Genomic DNA, 16,696 nt, shown 5'->3' with positions numbered 1-16,696 from the left:
TATTATTTTATTTTAGCCAAAGGATATTTCAATCCACTGGCTGATTTGATTTCCATGGTTACTGCACCAACAAGTATTTCAACCTGCGCCTTTACAGGCACTCTGTTGCCATCATCGGTTATCCAAAGGTAAAGTCTGCTGTCCTTCCTAAAGATTCGCCCTGGCTGTATAGAGGGGCTGAATTTCAAACACCTGATATTGCCTAGCTTGGTATTGATTACTTCCTTGCCCATATAGGCTATTTTAAGCTGGCTGATTTCATCACCTAAAAAATAATTCAGGGCAAACTCATCACCTAATTTCATTTTTGAAATGTCTAAGCTCCTCGCAAAATAATAGGCCGATACCAAATCAAAAGTTTGATGTGTTGGGCCGGTGAAAGTACCGCGGTTAGACACAATTTTACGAATACTTTGTGTAAATCTCGCCTTATCTTCTCTTCTATAGCCACCTTCCCTCACGTTCTCCTGGTAAAAATATGGCGTTAGCGTATCTTTATCAATATAAGAATCGTAACGATCCCTGATTTTATAAAAAACATCAAATGTTCCAGACGTATGGGCATCAACGCTAAGTTTGTAGGTTGAATTACCGTCAAACTTCAAATCGGTATTCAGCACTTTAATGGTTGCTTCTGCGGCAGTAATAAAGCCATACTTTAGTTTATATTCAAGAACCTCTCCCGCCTGAAAAACAGGTTCTTTCTTTAAGGGTAACTCCTGAGCGGAAGCGCTAAATCCAAATAAAATGGGGAATACAGCAAATAAAAAGGTAAATCTCATCATGGAGTATTGCAAAAAGCTTTCCAAAGTTATCAATCTTTACGCTTAAAGACAGGAACAGTAGAACAAGGCTCTCCATACATGATGCTTTTTACGACAGGGGTTAATAAGTTGGTGAGCTCCACATAAGCAGAAATAGGTACCGCGATTTCACCGCAACCTTTAATAACCACTCTTTCATTTGCAAAACCAGCAATGTCAATTTTAGCTAGCGCTTTAGTAAACAATACAGCTTCTAATATGTCCAGATTGCCGTAAACGATTTCATTAGCGAAAGGCATCAACCTGTTCGACAATAACATATAGGCCCAGGTAGGCACAATAGCATCTGCAGAGCAAATGATGGCTACATTTTTATCCTGATAATGTGACCAGTCATGGGTTTTGATGAATTCCCGAAAATCTTTCTCCCGTAACATCAAACCATGAAAAAGATTTTCTTTGATATCATAAACCACACGTTCCCCTGTTGAATAGTAATCCTCAAGGTTTAACGTAACCAAGCCACTAGCGGCTACTTTATTTACAAAATTTTCCTGAATATCCATTGCTATAAAATAAAAAAACCGGAAGCAATGTTACTTCCGGTTGCAAAATTACGTAAAATAAGATTAATAGAATTTCACCCTATTGTCTTTTATCTTGCTTTTATCCATTAATGCCTGGAATGCTGCTCCTAAAGAACGCTGAGACACAGCCATTAACATGGTTTCTTTTTGCTTAAAGGTATTGGCTAAAGCAGTTGGGTTGCTGAATCCTTTAATGCTAAAGGCATAGACACCCTGCTCACCAGCTATTGCTTTAGAAATTTTACCTGGAGCAGATCCGAATACAGAACCAATCAGCTTATTTTCTTGACCTACACCGGCAAGTATTGGATTAGCAAAAACGATATTTTCAGCAGCTACAACTGGTTTCCCTGCTTTCTGTGCTACCTGAGCTATCGTTGATGCGCCATTTAATGCGCTGTTCATTTTCTCGGTCAGCATTTTTGCTTTCACCGCCTTGCGAACCAATGGCTCAATTTCTTTCTTAACGGATGCTAATGGCAATAGGCCCTTTGGACTGATGCTTGTTAAACGCGCAACAACAAAAGAATTTTCCATTGTATAAACTTGTTCAAGTATAGCTCCTTTTTCAGCTCCAAAAGCATCTTTAATCAAAGGACGTGGATTATCTAATCCTGGGGCATATCCCTGACTTGCTGAAATTTTATCTGCAATAGCAACAGTATAACCATTTTTCTGTGCTAAAGTATTAAAGTTATCCCCTTTTAATTCATTTAAGAAACTGGTTGCTTTTTTATAAGCAGCATCTCTTGTTCTACCACTTGGCGTAAGGTTTTTCTCAATATAAGCCAGTTTAGCCACTTTTGAAGAACCCATCTGTTTCTCAATTTTTATCAAATGCACACCAAACTGAGACTTTACAACTTTAAGATCTCCAGGCGCACCATTAAATGCAGCGTTCTCAAACTCAGCAACCATTTGTCCGCGGCTAAAAGTGCCTAAATCGCCCCCTTTATCTTTTGATCCGTCCACACTGTACTTAGCAGCTAAAGTTGCAAAACTTGCGCCTCCCTGAACCAGTGTTTTAAGTGAATCAGCCATCTTCATCGCTTTATCAACACCACCAACTTTGGCTGCATCAATTAAAATGTGACTTGCCTTTACAGAATCAGGTGAAAAACGTGTATCTACTACTTTAATTAGTTTATAAGAATTGCCAGTCAATATTGGTCCGTAGAAACTTCCTACAGGCAAATTGAATACTGCCGAATCAACCGATGGATCCAGTTTACCCCTTGTCATATAAGTATATGGTACTTTAACATCAGAATTAATTGCAGAAAACAAGGAATCGTTTTTTGCAGTCCTGAAATCAGTTGCCAGTTTATTGATTTGTGCTTTTATTGCTGCAGTATCTTCTTTTGTTGGATTAATAGAGAAGGAAACGTATTCAAAAGTTCTGGTTTCAGCCGGATTGTCGAAACGTTTTTTGTTTTCGTTATAATAATCTGAATAATCTGAGTCAGACAATTTCAAAGTAGCATCAGCAATAGAAGCATAATCTAAGTTTACATAACTGAAGTTTGCCAGCTTATTTCTATTGATATATTCATCATTAGCTTCTAAAGAAGTTACGTAAACTGAATTTTTGATCATGTTACCGTATTTCTCTTGTAGCGCTTGCTTTTCAATTTCTACTTGTAATAAATCCCATTGTGCTTTAAGCTCAGGGTTTTTACTTTGTTGTTTTAAGCTACTGATAACAGCAGCACGATCAACCTGACCTGTCTGTGGGTTACCAAAGTATTGAACAATTAGTGGACTAGGTTTTTTACCTTGTAAAAGGTCAAACAACTCATCACCTGAAACAGTTAAACCTAAACGGTTATATTCTTTTTTTAAAAGAATTGCAGCTACTTCACCATTCCAAACATTTTCTACAGCCATTGCCTGCATCTGAGGATTTGAACTTCCGCCGTATTGCTGCTTCATTTGCGCTTCGCTCTGTTCTACTTTTTTTCCGAAGTCGTCGATGTCAATCTTTTCACCATCAACAGATCCAACTACTTTTTCAGATTCAGCCCAAAAAGGCTTACCTACGTTAATTGCGTCGCCCAACAAAAATGCAACAATTGCAAAACCGATGGCGCCTATAAGTATAAAGCCAGCACGATTACGCAAAAATGTCATTAAACCCATAATAATTATTTTATATTTTTTTAAGAGGCGCAAGATACAACTTTTGCGAAAAAAAGAAAATTTAAAAAGCCTTTTGAATAAGTATTTATAAATTAACGATATAAGTCGATAAGAATTTACCTATTGTTCGCTTAAATCACCTTTAATATAGGTTTCTGCAAACCCTTGTTCAAATGTTGTTGTACTGAAATCCTGTGGTGCAGAAAAGTTCACAGCATCTACAAAAGAACCATCAGGCCTTTTAACAATTCCCTTTGGTGAAAAAAACATTTTCTTCTTTTGATCCCAAGTAAGTTCTTCAGTCGTAAAAGTCATGCTTTCAGTTACCACTACCACGTTTTTTCTGAAAATAGTCATTTGCTCGGTGTCCTTCATGATCGCATAATCAGAAGAAATACTTCCGGTTTTTACTTGCAAGTCGCCATAAAAGTCAACATTAACCCCTTTGGGCATTTCCTGATACACATTGCCATCTTTTGGGCTCATTTTATCCAGTATCGGCGCATAGCCTTTTGCTTTCACTTTGGCAGAGTCGCTGTAGATAACTTCTACACCGAGCGAACGATCTCTGGTAAAAGTAATCTTACTGGCTGAAATTGCGCCAGCTTTTTTCAAATCATCGTCATTGCAGGAACTAAAAAAGACCTGTGTAAAGCCAAGTATTAGAATACCAAAAAGTATACCCCGGCGATTCATTTAATCAAATTTGAACTTCCGGAACCACTTATCATTAAGCGTAAAGCCTAAATGGAAATTGATGAAATTTTCTTGAACAAGTCCGTTATTTATATTTCCCCTTCTACCAATTTCTGTAGTAAAATTTAATTTATAAAAAGAAAGTCCACTCATGGCACGTGCCAAAGGTAATCCAAAACCAAAAGTTAAAGCCATTTGTTTCACATCCTGGTTGTTAACCTGAACATAGGTCTTGTCAAAATTATAACCAATACGGTAATCGACTCTTTTAAAGTAGCTGCCAATAGAATTGATGTCTGGCGTAATTTGTGCACCTACCGAATAGCCGTAAGTATCTTGTAAACCCAGGTTTTGTGCACCAATACTCGTTTCAGACCATTTACCCGTACGGTAATCTGCACCAATTAACCACTTGTTCTCTTTTTGAATGCTAAAACCAAAGTTATGTACCAATGGCAATTTAAGGTTTGATTCTACTCCATCAATATTCATCAGGGTATCTAATGCTGCATTTTCTTCTCCAACTGAATTTCTGGTATATTGGGTTACAACAGAAGACCTTGTTGAACTTACTGAAGAAGCAGATGCACCTGAATAACCTAGAATAATTGAAGTTTTACTGTTTAATGGGATATCATACTGTATACCGTAAGATAAGTTAAAACCACCAACACTATTTTTTGTTTGCATACGGGAGTTGATCGTATTATTGCTGCTCAAAGTATCTGGAACAATAAGTTCTGTTGAACGAGAATTGATCAGGTTTCCGAAAACGTATTCTGCATTGGCCCCTATTTTTAAATTCTTGCCAAAACGGTAACCATAGCCCAAATAAGCTTTATTCAAACCACCTTCACCACTATAGATGTAATTGGCATCCTGACTTGCAGAATTAGGCCCACTGCTTAAAGTTACTTTATTTACAAACTGGTAACCGAGCTCAGTATAGGGTAAAACCCCGAAACTTAAAGCAGAACGGTTGGTGACCGGAACGCCAATAACCATGTGACTAAGCGTAGAGTTGAAACTTTTCTCTGAGGTTGTGCCGCTTTTCAATGTGGTGAAGCCTCCAGAAACGCCGATATCAATAGTAGTTAAGTTGATGCCGGGATAGGACGCCGGGTTTTGCATATTTACATTGCTGTAGCCGTTGGGCTTATATACACCAGTTGAAATTCCTCCCATTGCCTTAAATTGTGGCAATACGAATCCTTTAACATTTCCAACACCAAACTTCGAATAAGGTGATTGTGTGGTAACCTGCGCCTTTACAGTGATGCCGGTAAGCACTACCATAATGGTGGCGATATAACTAATTTTTTTGTACATATTCAAATGCAATGACTTCATTTAATCCTTTTAATACTAAGTAAGGTTCGTAGATAACCTGGCTGGCAAAGTTACATCCTTTTAATTGATTCTTAAAAAAGGGTGCATCGCCACCGGTGATCAGCACTTTAACTTTATTGTTTTTATTCAATTGGCTGGTTATAAAACCGGCCAATTCATTTACTACCCCTTGCAATACGCCGTTTTGGATAGCTTTATTTGTATCGGTCCCATCGGGAATCGTAGTTTCTTCATTTTCCCATTCCACAAGTGGCAATTTACCAGTGAAATGATGTAAGGCCTGAAACCTCATCTTAATGCCCAGACTAATGCTTCCACCAAAATATTCAGCCTGATTGTTTAGCAGGTCATAAGTGATGCATGTACCTGCATCAATCATAAATACATCCTCTCCGGGGTAAAACCTTTGTGCAGCGATAACCTTCGCCCACCTGTCAAGCCCTAAAGTAGAAAGCGTTTTATAGTTGTTTTTTATCCCCGGATTGATGCGGGTAGAAAATTCTATATATTGGGTACGCGCTTTTAGAAGCGCTATAACCTCCTCATGTGCCTTGTCTACGCTGGATACTGTAGCGCTTTTCACCTCAAACTTTTCCAGTAACTCCGCTATCCTGCGGGAATCAAGTTCTGCTTGCGATTCAAAATGAACCAATGTCCTTGATTTAAAAACAGCTATTTTACTGTTCGTATTGCCAATATCAATAACAAGGCTATGCATTGACTAATCCACCTTGAAGGTCATGTACAAACTTCATGGCACAAAGCTATTAATATCTGGCATGTTTCAAGGGATCAATTTGTTAAAAAAAGTTAAACGAATAAAAAGTATTGTATAGTGAATACTAAAACCAGGAATAAACTTTCATAAAACCAACGCTTTGTGGCATTTGAAAAATAATAAGCCAACAGTACTGAGCCAGGTGGGACACATAATAAAAAGTGATATAGCCTGAAATCTGGCTTCGTATAACAACTGGCTACGGCCACCAGGAACATAAAAAACAGCATTTGAAAGGCTTTTCTGGTGCTGATAAAACTGTGGAAAAAGTTTTCCCTCAATTGTATCATCGCTAAAACCATCATCACTAAAACAGGCACCAATACCAGGTAATCGTTGTAATTAATGGTGAACACCGATGGGAATTTATTGGTTAATGGCAACCATATTCTGTAAAACATGCCAATCTCGTCTTGCCAGTAATAAAATACTGCGACAAAGAAAAAAACCATCCCAAATCCAATCAAGCCAGATAACCATTCGCGCCAATTAAAAGAACGGTACAATAAAAGACTTAACCAAATCATTAACAGCATCATCATAAAAGGGAAGTAAATTAATGTACCCAAGGCAATGATAACCCCAATATCAAACATCAGCATAATAGCATTGGGTGCCTTGCCAATCTTTAAAAACTTATCCATAATCCAGATGATCAGGAAATTACAGATTAAAGGGGGACTTAAAATAAGAAAAGGCATAAACAAGCTTGTTCCAGTGATAAATAACAGCGCTGGCAGGTAACCGGGCTTACTTAACAAACCATGGTTATTGATGACCCGGTTAAATATGATGGCCTGTATATATACCAGAATACTAGCCATAAAAATATTAGCCGAAGGGCTGAAGGAATTGTCGTCTATAGGAATATGAAGGAAAAAATTAGCATAAGGCTCCAAAAACTCAAAATTCAAAACCGGAGGAAGGTCAACAAAAATCGCCATCCGCATAAAAAAAGTATATGCAAATAAAAAAAGTAAGTTGATGGGATTGAGGCTTCTGAACTGATTAATCATGATGGTTTACGAGATTCAAAGTAAAGAAAATTATCTGGCAAATGTATTCACTACATTCGCAATGACCGCAGCAGTTTCATCTGGGAATACAAAATTATGCTCCTGAGGAATGCTGATCCATTCTTTTAAATGGGGCAACCAATTTTTATTGCTCCCCCAAATAACTGGAAATCCCATCTGTTTCAATGCATAAGCATTACATTGTTGCTCATACTGGAAGCGCATCGGCATAACAAGTAGCTTTTTCCCCAGAAAAAGTGCCTCTGCCGGGCCTTCAAATCCACCTCCGGTAAATAAACCCTCGCAGCTGGCCAGGCTTGCGTTGAACTCCTCATTATGAACCGGGGAAACCTGAACATTTTTGGCCGTATATTTTATACAGGTATGCTTTGAAAACACATGCCACTGCACTTCGGGCATTTGTTGCAACAGGGGTACCATTAATTTATCGTCTACCGACGGAAGGTACACGGTATAATGACCGAGGTTGCTTATTATTAAACGTCTTATTTCAGAACGTATAACCGGAGTATATATAAATTCATCATATTTTTGAAAATGAAAACCTACATAATTCGTTGCAGGGGCATAATATTTCATAACCAACTGTGCCCAATCTATGCTTCTGGGCTTGGGTACTTTCTGTGATTGAAAAGCTGCCTGGTGACTCAAACCTACACTTTCTAAACCTTGCAATTTACAAGCCCAGGCTGTAACAGGTTCGAAATCATTTATGATGAGGTTATAGTCTTTCAACGGAACCTGGTTCATATCTTTAATAAAACGCGGCAGGTTCATGGTTTTAAAGGTTTCCCAATGATGCACCCCCCCTTTTTTTCCAAAGATAAAACTAAACCCATGAAATTGGTATTTTAACGGTTGCAGGAGTTTTACGTCAGATTGTGTGCCGCTAATCAGAATATCTACCTCACCATATTGCTGAAGTAAAGGAACAATTTCCCTGGCACGACTGATATGGCCATTGCCGGTACCTTGAATAGCATATAATATCTTCATTTTAATTCTTAATCGTTACAACCGTCACCCCGGGAAAAATCCCGGGATGCAGATCCTGTAATAAATTCAGGAAAACGGTAAATACCGCATTAAGCAGCTTTCTTCTTTTTCCGGTCACGGTAAAAAGCAAAACCCAATGCAGCCACTAACAAAATGGATCCTGCCAAAGAGACCTTCTCTCCGGTATAGTATGATTGAGGTTCAAATTTAAATTCAACGGTATGGTTACCTGCTTCCAATTGTGCAGCACGTAAAACATAATCTGCCCTAAAATATGACTTCTTTACTTTATCAACGTACATGTTCCAACCTTTATCATAATAAACCTCAGAGAATACCGCAATCACATCACTTGGTGTGCTGTAGGAATAAACTAAATGATCAGGGTGATAGCTTTCCAATTTAATTGTCGCTGTAGGACCTCCGGAAGTGATTTTTTTAGTGTCCAACAAAGACTTGTAGCGTTCATCAATAATGGCTTCCTTTTTTGGATCGAAACTACTGATAGCCTTCATTTCTTCGTCCGCATCTTTAGCAAATTTTACGCTTTGTACAAACCACGCATTTCCTGCAGCCGTAGAATTTCTTTGCATTTTATAAGATCCATTTTGCTGATCTTGTGTAATGATGTATTTTGTGTTCAGCATATCCAAAACATCCTGGTTGATGCTTTTAGTAAGCTGGTTGTCAATCAATTCCTGGTAGCGCTTTAATTTCGCGGCATGGTAACCACCTATTGTTTTATGGAACTGCGAAGCACTGGCATCCTGGAAAGTATTAATTGTGAGGTCAAGAACCCTGAAATTAGGATCTTTATCTGCTAAAATAAAAGTATCTACATCGCGAGGCTGGAAATGATTGTTTAAATCTGCTTTGTTTGCGAAGTTATTGTTATTTAAATAGCGGCGATCTACTTGCCACATGTCAATCATGACAGCTAAGCCAAGTAAAACTACAGCCAATTGCAAGTTCATTTTTTTAGTTAGGTAAGCCCAAATCAAGGCAAAACCTACAGCTATGAAAATCAAAGACCTTAATGCATCTGCACGGGCAAGATCTGCACGATCTGAAACAAGTGCATTGGCAATCTTCATTGCTTCACCTCTGTTGTTTTGCAACATTTGCGCCAGCGCATCTACCATTAGTCCATGATTAGCTCCTGTAAAACTGAAGAAGACCGTTGGCATAATCGCTACCAATAAGCAGAAGCCACCAGTGATTCCTGCAGAGATGGTTAGTTTTTTAACCAGCACTTGCTGACCATAAGTTCCTTCAGCAGCTTCTTTTACAGCCAAGATGGCCAACAAAGGAACCATTAAACCTACTACGGCAAGGATGGACTCCACAGCTCTGAATTTATTATATAATGGCAGATAATCAAAGAAAATATCAGATACTAATGGGAAGTTACTTCCGAAAGACAACAACATAAAGAGTATTGTTGTGCCCTGTATCCACCATTTAATGCGACTGCGAACAATCATTAAACCAAAAACAAACAGGAAACAGATAATGGCACCAAAATAATAAGGACCAGAAGTAAAAGGTTTTCCGCCCCAATATTGCTGTAGACCAATTTGTCCGCCCAATTGTTGAATAGCTTGAGTTGGATCGCCACCAGTGAGCGCCGATAAAGCTTTATATACATGGCTTTCAGGCTTAGTTAGCGCATCAATACCACTGGCACCACCATATAAATTAGGAATGAGGAAGGTGAAACTTTCGCCCACACCCTGGCTCCAGCCATAAGCATATTCTTTAGATAAGCCAGAGTTCTCTTCTGCTTTGTCTGTTGTGAGGTTAGATTTGCCACGGTTTGATTCCAGTCCATATTCGTAAGTGGTCCATAGTGTACTTGTGTTGACCATCAATGCCAGCATAGCACCAATACCGAGGAAAGAAAGTGCCCTGCCATAAGCAGAAAAGCGTTTCTCTTTGAAGGCATCATAAGCCTCCACCGCAACATAAATAAATAAGGCGATAAACAGATAATAAGTCATCTGTATATGATTGGAACGAATCTCTAAAGCTAAAAACAACGCGAATAAACTTGCTCCAAGCAAATATTTACCCCGGAGCGCCAAGATAACCGAAGCTAAAATAGGCGCAAAGAAAGCAATGGCCATAGCCTTATTGCTATGCCCTGCGGCAATAATAATGAAATTATAAGAGGTAAAAGCAAAGGCAATGGCTCCTACTGCAGCAAGAAAAGGGTTTACTTTTAAAACGCAAAAAAGCAGGTAGGCACCAATCAAATACAACAAGACCACATCAACAGGGTCTGGCAAAACTGTTTTGATAAAGGAGATCACATGAGTAGCCCCATTCATTGGATATTGCACCCAAATTTGGTAAGCAGGCATGCCGCCAAACATCTGGTTGGTCCAAAGTGGTCCTTTACCATCTTTGGCCTTAAAGTCCATAATTTCTTTTTGCATGGCTTTTGCCTGCAATACATCACTTTGTGCCGGCCCTTTGCCTTGCATAACAGGGCTGAAGTAAGCAAAACAGATAATTACAAAGAATCCGATGATGGCTAAGTGTATGCCATTTGTTTTTAACCAAGTATTCATTAAGGGCTATTTATTTAAAACTAAGCCCAAAAATATAAAAAGGAAAGAAATAAGCGCAGATTAACTAAGAAATTAAATTTTAATATTATTTCAACTCCTCATAATCCACGAAATCACCGAGTTTATCTGCATTTCCTGGTTTCTGTTGTGGCGGCATATAATCGATAGAAATCGACCCCTCCGGTTTCTTTGGCTGTGGGGCAGCCCCACCATTATTGGCTTGCTGTTGCATTTTCCCGAAAATATTTCTCAATATCATTGGAAACACCAACTTCAATATAATTCTGATCAACCAAAGCACAAAGATGGTGATCATAAGAAATTTCAATAAACCCATATCTTAATCTTAATGTTTTACAAATATGACGGAAACCGTCTTTAATTATTACAAATTCAAATATATTATTGCATTTTGGTTACAAATCCTCTTCAACGATAGCTGTAACCCGGCCTACCTGGCCATCTTCTAACCTTACTTTTATGCCGCGAGAGTGAAAAGTTGATGAGGTTAACAAATTTGCGACAATACCTCTAGTTACAGTGCCACTTCTCTGGTCTTTTTTCAATATGATATCTACCTCTAAACCAGGGTAAATGTCTTTTCTATTCTTTCCGTCCATTAAATTGTTTATTATTTATTAAATCGTTCTTCAAAAACCTTTTCCATGGCAAACATTTCATCCCTTAACCTTGCGGCCATTAAAAAATCCATGTCTTTAGCTGCTTTTGCCATATCTTTTCTGGTCTTGTCAATAGATTTTTGCATTTCTACTTTGGTCATGTACTGTACAATTGGATCCGCAGCTAAACTTACCGCATCGACTTCCAAATAAGGCTTTGCTTTGGTCGCGTTTTCAGAGAAATCAAGCATAGAACTTTGCTCCATAATTGCTTCCCTGCTTTTGCCAACGGTTTTTGGCGTAATGCCATGTTCCAGGTTATAGGCCATTTGCCTATCCCTACGACGGTTAGTTTCGTCTATGGTTTTTGCCATCGAGTCCGTTATCCGGTCAGCATACATGATCACACGACCCCTGTCGTTTCGCGCTGCACGACCAATGGTCTGGATCAATGCCCTTTCTGATCTCAAAAACCCTTCTTTATCAGCATCAAGAATAGCCACCAAAGAAACTTCCGGTAAGTCCAACCCTTCCCTTAACAAGTTAATTCCTATCAATACATCAAACACGCCCAGGCGTAAATCCCTTAAAATCTCTACCCGGTCCAGCGTTTTTACTTCAGAGTGAATGTAGCGGCATTTTATATTCAGCCGGTCCATGTATTTAGTCAACTCTTCTGCCATCCGTTTCGTTAAAGTAGTTACCAGAATCCTGTCGCCCATTTTAACGGTTTTATCAATCTCATCCAACAAATCATCCACTTGGTTTATTGCGGGTTTAACTTCAATCACAGGATCTAGTAAACCAGTAGGGCGAATTACCTGCTCTACATACACTCCTTCAGACTTAGCTAACTCATAATCTGCGGGAGTAGCACTTACATAAACAGTTTGCGGTGCCAGGCTTTCAAATTCCTGAAAGTTCAAGGGCCTGTTATCCAGTGCCGAAGGTAAACGAAAACCATATTCAACAAGCGACATTTTACGGGATCGGTCACCGCCATACATTGCTCTGATTTGTGGTACGGTAACATGACTTTCGTCAATCACCATCAAATAATCTTCAGGGAAATAATCAAGTAAACAGAAGGGGCGCATTCCTGGGGAACGCCCATCGAAAAACCGGGAGTAGTTCTCAATGCCAGAACAATAACCCAGTTCCTTCATCATCTCGATATCAAAACTTACCCTTTCTTCCAATCTTTTGGCTTCAAGCGAATGATTGTCGCCCAGCAATTGATTTTTGCGGAGTTCCAATTCTTCCTGAATCCCCCAAATCGAAGAAGTAAACCTATCTTTTGGTGTCACAAATAAATTAGCCGGATAAATGGCCATATCTTCCAATTTCTCCAATGTTTTGCCTGTCACCGGATCAATGACACTCAGTTCTTCTATATCATCACCAAAGAAAGAAACCCGGTAGGCAATATCCAAATAAGCAGGAAAAATATCCACGGTATCGCCTTTAACACGGAAAGTTCCCCTTTTAAAATCATTGATTGTCCGCGCATAAAGAATTTCAACCAGGCTAAGTAAAAAAGTATTCCTGGAAATGCGGGTTCCCACAGCGAAACGAAATACCGAACGGGAGAAATCTTCTGGATTTCCCATACCATAAATACAGGAAATGGAGGAAACAACGATTACATCCCTGCGGCCTGACATCAAAGCAGAGGTTGTACGTAAACGCAACTTTTCAATTTCTTCATTGATGCTTAAGTCTTTCTCAATATACGTATTACTGCTTGGCATGTAAGCTTCGGGCTGGTAATAGTCGTAATAAGAAACGAAATAATTGACAGCATTTTCTGGGAAGAACTGCTTAAATTCTCCGTAAAGCTGTGCGGCCAGCGTTTTATTATGACTTAATATGAGGGTAGGCTTCTGTGTTTGTTCAATCACATTAGCCATGGTAAATGTTTTTCCAGAGCCCGTAACACCAAGCAGCGTTTGATAATGTTCCTGATTGTTTACACCCTCCACCAATTGCTTAATTGCATTTGGCTGATCGCCTGTAGGCTTATAATCTGAGACGAGTTTAAATTTCATCCGTATTTTTTGATATATAATTGTTTTTCAAAGGTGTTGGAGCTATCATAGCATAAATAATACCAAAGATAAGAAATCTGTAGTATTGAAATGTGATGTAATTATCCTATTTTTATGGACATCATGAAGTTATTAGTATATGTACCCTTTCTCACACCCCGAATAAAGTACATTTTTTACTTTATCTTTCGTGATATTCTAAAAACGGACATTGGTTTTAGCTCCAACCTGGAGGAGTTTAAAAGTGCTACACGACCCAAAATAAGCTATTCCAATCTGCCCGTTGGAGAGGAACTACATTTTAGAAATGCTGACTTGCTGCTTTCCCATGAAATTGTAAGGACCACCTTTAAGACTACTGCTTTTGGCGATACGATAGTACCATTTGCGGTGGGCGGTAGTGCCTTGCCGTTTGATGTTTTTGCAGCATCCTTTTATTTTGTTAGCCGTTATGAAGAGTACCTTAATTTTATTCCCGATGAAGAAGGGCACTATCCGGCAGAGCTGAGTTTGCAAAGCCGTTTGAAACTACTGCAAATACCTGTTGTGGATGCTTGGGCTTTAATATTAAAGAACCTGCTTTTGAAGAAATATCCAAAACTTTTTTTTGGTAAAAAAAAGTTCGAGTTTATACCCCTCACTTGTATGAATCCGGGAACCGCAAACTCCTATGGATTTGTGCAGTCTGCCCGTAGCATCTTCAAGAAAACAAGGACCTTATTTTCGAAGTCGCAGCAACCTAATGATGAAATAACAGAAATACAAAAATTCATACTAGACCTGCACGATAAATATCAGGTGAATGGTCTATTTTTCAACCCATCTTCCCAGGAAGCGCATGGCGAAATTGATGGACAGGTAGATTTACCCAATAGTTACCTCCAACTCATAAAAGCAGGCATCACCAAGGATTTCCGCATGGGCTATGCAAATGCCGCAGGCTTTAGAGCCGGAACCTGCAGTTCTTTTTTCTGGTATGACCTGCAGCTGGAAAAAAGCACACAACTGCTGGTTCATCCAATTGCTATCAATGATTTTAGTTTAAACGCAGACAAACTTTTGCGGGCAGACTTTGTACTTGAAAAATGGAAAAACATGGTGGATACGGTAAAACTTTTAAATGGCCAATTTTATATTGTTTGGCATAAAGAAACGTTATTAAGCACCGGAAAAGGTAAATCTGCTAGAAAGCTATACGACAAAATGTTAAGTAATTTTTTATCTTTACCAAATGATATTCGACCTGAGTAAAACTGATTCTATCGCAAATATTTTTATAGCTGAACTCAGAGATGAATACATTCAAAAGGATGCCATGCGTTTTCGCAAAAACCTCGAAAGATTAGGGGAGTTTTTCGCTTTTGAAATCAGCAAAACGCTTGCCTACAAGACTACTGAAACAAAAACCCCATTAGGAATTGCAAAGAGCAAAGAACTGGCTACACAACCTGTTTTAGCGACTATTCTTCGCGCCGGTTTACCTATGCATAAAGGCTTATTGAATATTTTCGACAAAGCCGATTCTGCTTTTATCACTGCTTTTCGTAAATCTGACAATATAGGGAGTTTTTTAATACAGATAGATTACGTTTCCAGTCCGGATTTAACTGAAAAGATAGTCATCATGGCCGATCCTATGATGGCAACGGGGCTTAGTATGGTGCTTTGTTGCAAAGAATTGATGAATCGCTTTTCCATTAAAGAATTACACATTGTTTCTGCCATTGCCAGCACCGTAGGCATCAGCCATGTACAGGCAAACCTCCCTAAGGCTAAATTATGGATTGGCGCTATTGATGAAGAAATGACCAGCAAATCTTACATTGTTCCCGGTTTGGGAGATGCAGGTGATTTGGCTTATGGTAATAAATTATAAACATGACAAAACATATTTTTTTCGACCTTGACCATACGATTTGGGATTTTGACCGAAACGCCGAAGAAACCCTGATGGAACTTTTCGAAAAACATAACCTTCCGGCATTAGGATTAGCTTCTCCACAAAATTTTATCCAGACCTATACAGAAAACAACCAATTGTTGTGGGCAGAATACCACCTGGGCAAAATAACCAAAGAGGCCCTGCGCGCTCAACGTTTTAGCAAAACATTTCTACAATTAGGTGTAAAACCAGAACTTGTACCACATCAATTTGAAGATGACTATGTTAGGATCAGTCCGACGAAAACAAATCTCTTTGAAGGCTCTGAAAAAGTTTTAAGTTATCTACAGGAAAGCTACTCCCTGCACATCATTTCAAATGGATTTAAGGAGACTACCCTAACTAAGATGGACCTTTCAGGATTAAACCCTTATTTTAAAAACGTCATCATATCTGAAGATGTTGGTGTAAACAAACCAGATAAGGCGGTTTTCGAGTATGCTTTACAGAAAGCAGGTGCAAAAAAAGAAGAAAGCATTATGGTGGGCGATAGCATAGAAGCAGACATTAGGGGCGCCCAGAACTTCGGGATGCGGGCTATTTTCTTTAATCCTTTAAACCGTGAAAAACCGCAAGATGTATTGTGGCAGATTACACATTTGGAAGAATTATTACTTCATTTCTAAAACAAAAAGCTAAATTCATAGCATGCTAAACGCAAAAGTATTTTCCTCTATTCATAACATTACCGAGGCTTACCGCACTCAACTGAACACCATTAATGATGAACAGTTTCAATTGCCCCCTACAGCAGGCGGCTGGTCTTATAGTGAAGTTTATTCACATATTTTTGATGCCAGCATCCTATCCCTTCAATCTTTAGAAAAATGCCTGGATGGCATAGGCAAAGATCATCCAACAGCTTTTGTAGTCAAAGTGATTTTATATTTTGGCACATTCCCACCTGGAGTAAAATACAAAGTCCCTAAAATACTAGCGGCAAGGGTGAAAATGATACCCAAAGCTGAAGCAGCAGAATTGATACAAAAGTTTACCCAGCAATTGGAAGTGGATTATAAGAAAATGACCAGAGCCCGACGAGATATTAAGACAGCACATCCAAAATTAGGTTATTTAAATGCGGCACAATGGCTGCGTTTTATTGAGATCCATTTAAATCATCACCTCAAGCAATTGAAACGAATTGAGAAAAGCTTTTAATTTTA

General features: G+C 38.8%; 16 protein-coding genes. 4 read left to right on the top strand and 12 right to left on the bottom strand.

The window, feature by feature from the left end:
- Positions 1-2: 2 nt before the first annotated feature.
- The 12 genes from AAKU52_RS03090 to uvrB form a co-directional block, all read right to left on the bottom strand.
- Complete coding sequence (locus tag AAKU52_RS03090; RefSeq protein ID WP_354330389.1) at positions 3-782, bottom strand: DUF3108 domain-containing protein; 780 nt, start codon at positions 780-782, stop codon at positions 3-5.
- A gap of 32 nt (positions 783-814) precedes the next feature.
- Positions 815-1,330 carry a DUF2480 family protein gene (locus tag AAKU52_RS03085; protein WP_354330112.1) on the bottom strand — a complete coding sequence of 172 codons (516 nt, stop codon included), beginning with the start codon at positions 1,328-1,330 and terminating at the stop codon, positions 815-817.
- A 63-nt stretch (positions 1,331-1,393) separates the two neighbouring features.
- A complete protein-coding gene (locus AAKU52_RS03080; RefSeq protein WP_354330110.1) occupies positions 1,394-3,490 on the bottom strand; it encodes a peptidylprolyl isomerase in 2,097 nt (698 codons plus the stop codon).
- Between the two features lie 120 nt (positions 3,491-3,610).
- Entirely contained in the window at positions 3,611-4,186 is a 576-nt protein-coding gene (locus AAKU52_RS03075; protein WP_354330108.1) for an LPS export ABC transporter periplasmic protein LptC, read from the bottom strand.
- The gene (gene bamG / locus AAKU52_RS03070) at positions 4,187-5,515 is read right to left on the bottom strand and encodes a BamG family beta-barrel-assembly machinery protein (protein WP_354330106.1); all 1,329 of its coding nucleotides are present in this window, start codon (positions 5,513-5,515) and stop codon (positions 4,187-4,189) included. It lies immediately after the preceding gene.
- Positions 5,499-6,254 (bottom strand): type III pantothenate kinase, encoded by a 756-nt coding sequence (locus tag AAKU52_RS03065; protein ID WP_354330105.1) that lies wholly within the window; start codon positions 6,252-6,254, stop codon positions 5,499-5,501. The genes bamG and AAKU52_RS03065 overlap by 17 nt, the downstream gene beginning before the upstream one ends.
- Positions 6,255-6,346: 92 nt before the next feature.
- A complete protein-coding gene (locus tag AAKU52_RS03060) occupies positions 6,347-7,258 on the bottom strand; it encodes a DUF6427 family protein (RefSeq protein ID WP_354330103.1) in 912 nt (303 codons plus the stop codon).
- A gap of 102 nt (positions 7,259-7,360) precedes the next feature.
- A complete protein-coding gene (locus tag AAKU52_RS03055) occupies positions 7,361-8,347 on the bottom strand; it encodes a glycosyltransferase family protein (RefSeq protein WP_354330101.1) in 987 nt (328 codons plus the stop codon).
- An 89-nt stretch (positions 8,348-8,436) separates the two neighbouring features.
- The gene (locus tag AAKU52_RS03050) at positions 8,437-10,920 is read right to left on the bottom strand and encodes a putative glycosyltransferase family protein (protein ID WP_354330099.1); all 2,484 of its coding nucleotides are present in this window, start codon (positions 10,918-10,920) and stop codon (positions 8,437-8,439) included.
- 85 nt (positions 10,921-11,005) lie between these two features.
- Entirely contained in the window at positions 11,006-11,257 is a 252-nt protein-coding gene (locus AAKU52_RS03045) for a DUF4834 domain-containing protein (protein WP_354330097.1), read from the bottom strand.
- 79 nt (positions 11,258-11,336) lie between these two features.
- A complete protein-coding gene (locus AAKU52_RS03040) occupies positions 11,337-11,540 on the bottom strand; it encodes a YwbE family protein (protein WP_354330094.1) in 204 nt (67 codons plus the stop codon).
- 11 nt (positions 11,541-11,551) lie between these two features.
- Positions 11,552-13,588: an excinuclease ABC subunit UvrB gene (gene uvrB / locus AAKU52_RS03035; protein WP_354330092.1), complete on the bottom strand. Its 2,037-nt coding sequence runs from the start codon at positions 13,586-13,588 to the stop codon at positions 11,552-11,554.
- A 123-nt stretch (positions 13,589-13,711) separates the two neighbouring features.
- On the opposite strand from uvrB, the gene AAKU52_RS03030 reads away from it, so the two are divergent.
- The 4 genes from AAKU52_RS03030 to AAKU52_RS03015 are packed head-to-tail and all read left to right on the top strand — an operon-like array spanning position 13,712 to position 16,691.
- Entirely contained in the window at positions 13,712-14,839 is a 1,128-nt protein-coding gene (locus tag AAKU52_RS03030; protein WP_354330090.1) for a DUF7033 domain-containing protein, read from the top strand.
- Positions 14,820-15,464, top strand: coding sequence for a uracil phosphoribosyltransferase (upp, locus tag AAKU52_RS03025; protein ID WP_354330088.1), 645 nt, complete (start codon positions 14,820-14,822; stop codon positions 15,462-15,464). The genes AAKU52_RS03030 and upp overlap by 20 nt, the downstream gene beginning before the upstream one ends.
- Before the next feature lie 2 nt (positions 15,465-15,466).
- The gene (locus AAKU52_RS03020) at positions 15,467-16,156 is read left to right on the top strand and encodes a YjjG family noncanonical pyrimidine nucleotidase (RefSeq protein ID WP_354330086.1); all 690 of its coding nucleotides are present in this window, start codon (positions 15,467-15,469) and stop codon (positions 16,154-16,156) included.
- Between the two features lie 22 nt (positions 16,157-16,178).
- The gene (locus AAKU52_RS03015) at positions 16,179-16,691 is read left to right on the top strand and encodes a DinB family protein (protein WP_354330084.1); all 513 of its coding nucleotides are present in this window, start codon (positions 16,179-16,181) and stop codon (positions 16,689-16,691) included.
- Positions 16,692-16,696 lie beyond the last annotated feature (5 nt).

Source organism: Pedobacter sp. CG_S7 (assembly GCF_040544395.1).
GTDB lineage: Bacteria > Bacteroidota > Bacteroidia > Sphingobacteriales > Sphingobacteriaceae > Pedobacter.
This window is presented reverse-complemented; position numbering and strand designations above follow the sequence as displayed.

Bases quoted from the DNA above. Each gene is read 5' to 3' on its own strand.
- AAKU52_RS03090 (WP_354330389.1), bottom strand. From the start codon at position 782: ATGAGATTTACCTTTTTATTTGCTGTATTCCCCATTTTATTTGGATTT.
- AAKU52_RS03085 (WP_354330112.1), bottom strand. From the start codon at position 1,330: ATGGATATTCAGGAAAATTTTGTAAATAAAGTAGCCGCTAGTGGCTTG.
- AAKU52_RS03080 (WP_354330110.1), bottom strand. From the start codon at position 3,490: ATGGGTTTAATGACATTTTTGCGTAATCGTGCTGGCTTTATACTTATA.
- AAKU52_RS03075 (WP_354330108.1), bottom strand. From the start codon at position 4,186: ATGAATCGCCGGGGTATACTTTTTGGTATTCTAATACTTGGCTTTACA.
- bamG (WP_354330106.1), bottom strand. From the start codon at position 5,515: ATGTACAAAAAAATTAGTTATATCGCCACCATTATGGTAGTGCTTACC.
- AAKU52_RS03065 (WP_354330105.1), bottom strand. From the start codon at position 6,254: ATGCATAGCCTTGTTATTGATATTGGCAATACGAACAGTAAAATAGCT.
- AAKU52_RS03060 (WP_354330103.1), bottom strand. From the start codon at position 7,258: ATGGCGATTTTTGTTGACCTTCCTCCGGTTTTGAATTTTGAGTTTTTG.
- AAKU52_RS03055 (WP_354330101.1), bottom strand. From the start codon at position 8,347: ATGAAGATATTATATGCTATTCAAGGTACCGGCAATGGCCATATCAGT.
- AAKU52_RS03050 (WP_354330099.1), bottom strand. From the start codon at position 10,920: ATGAATACTTGGTTAAAAACAAATGGCATACACTTAGCCATCATCGGA.
- AAKU52_RS03045 (WP_354330097.1), bottom strand. From the start codon at position 11,257: ATGGGTTTATTGAAATTTCTTATGATCACCATCTTTGTGCTTTGGTTG.
- AAKU52_RS03040 (WP_354330094.1), bottom strand. From the start codon at position 11,540: ATGGACGGAAAGAATAGAAAAGACATTTACCCTGGTTTAGAGGTAGAT.
- uvrB (WP_354330092.1), bottom strand. From the start codon at position 13,588: ATGAAATTTAAACTCGTCTCAGATTATAAGCCTACAGGCGATCAGCCA.
- AAKU52_RS03030 (WP_354330090.1), top strand. From the start codon at position 13,712: ATGAAGTTATTAGTATATGTACCCTTTCTCACACCCCGAATAAAGTAC.
- upp (WP_354330088.1), top strand. From the start codon at position 14,820: ATGATATTCGACCTGAGTAAAACTGATTCTATCGCAAATATTTTTATA.
- AAKU52_RS03020 (WP_354330086.1), top strand. From the start codon at position 15,467: ATGACAAAACATATTTTTTTCGACCTTGACCATACGATTTGGGATTTT.
- AAKU52_RS03015 (WP_354330084.1), top strand. From the start codon at position 16,179: ATGCTAAACGCAAAAGTATTTTCCTCTATTCATAACATTACCGAGGCT.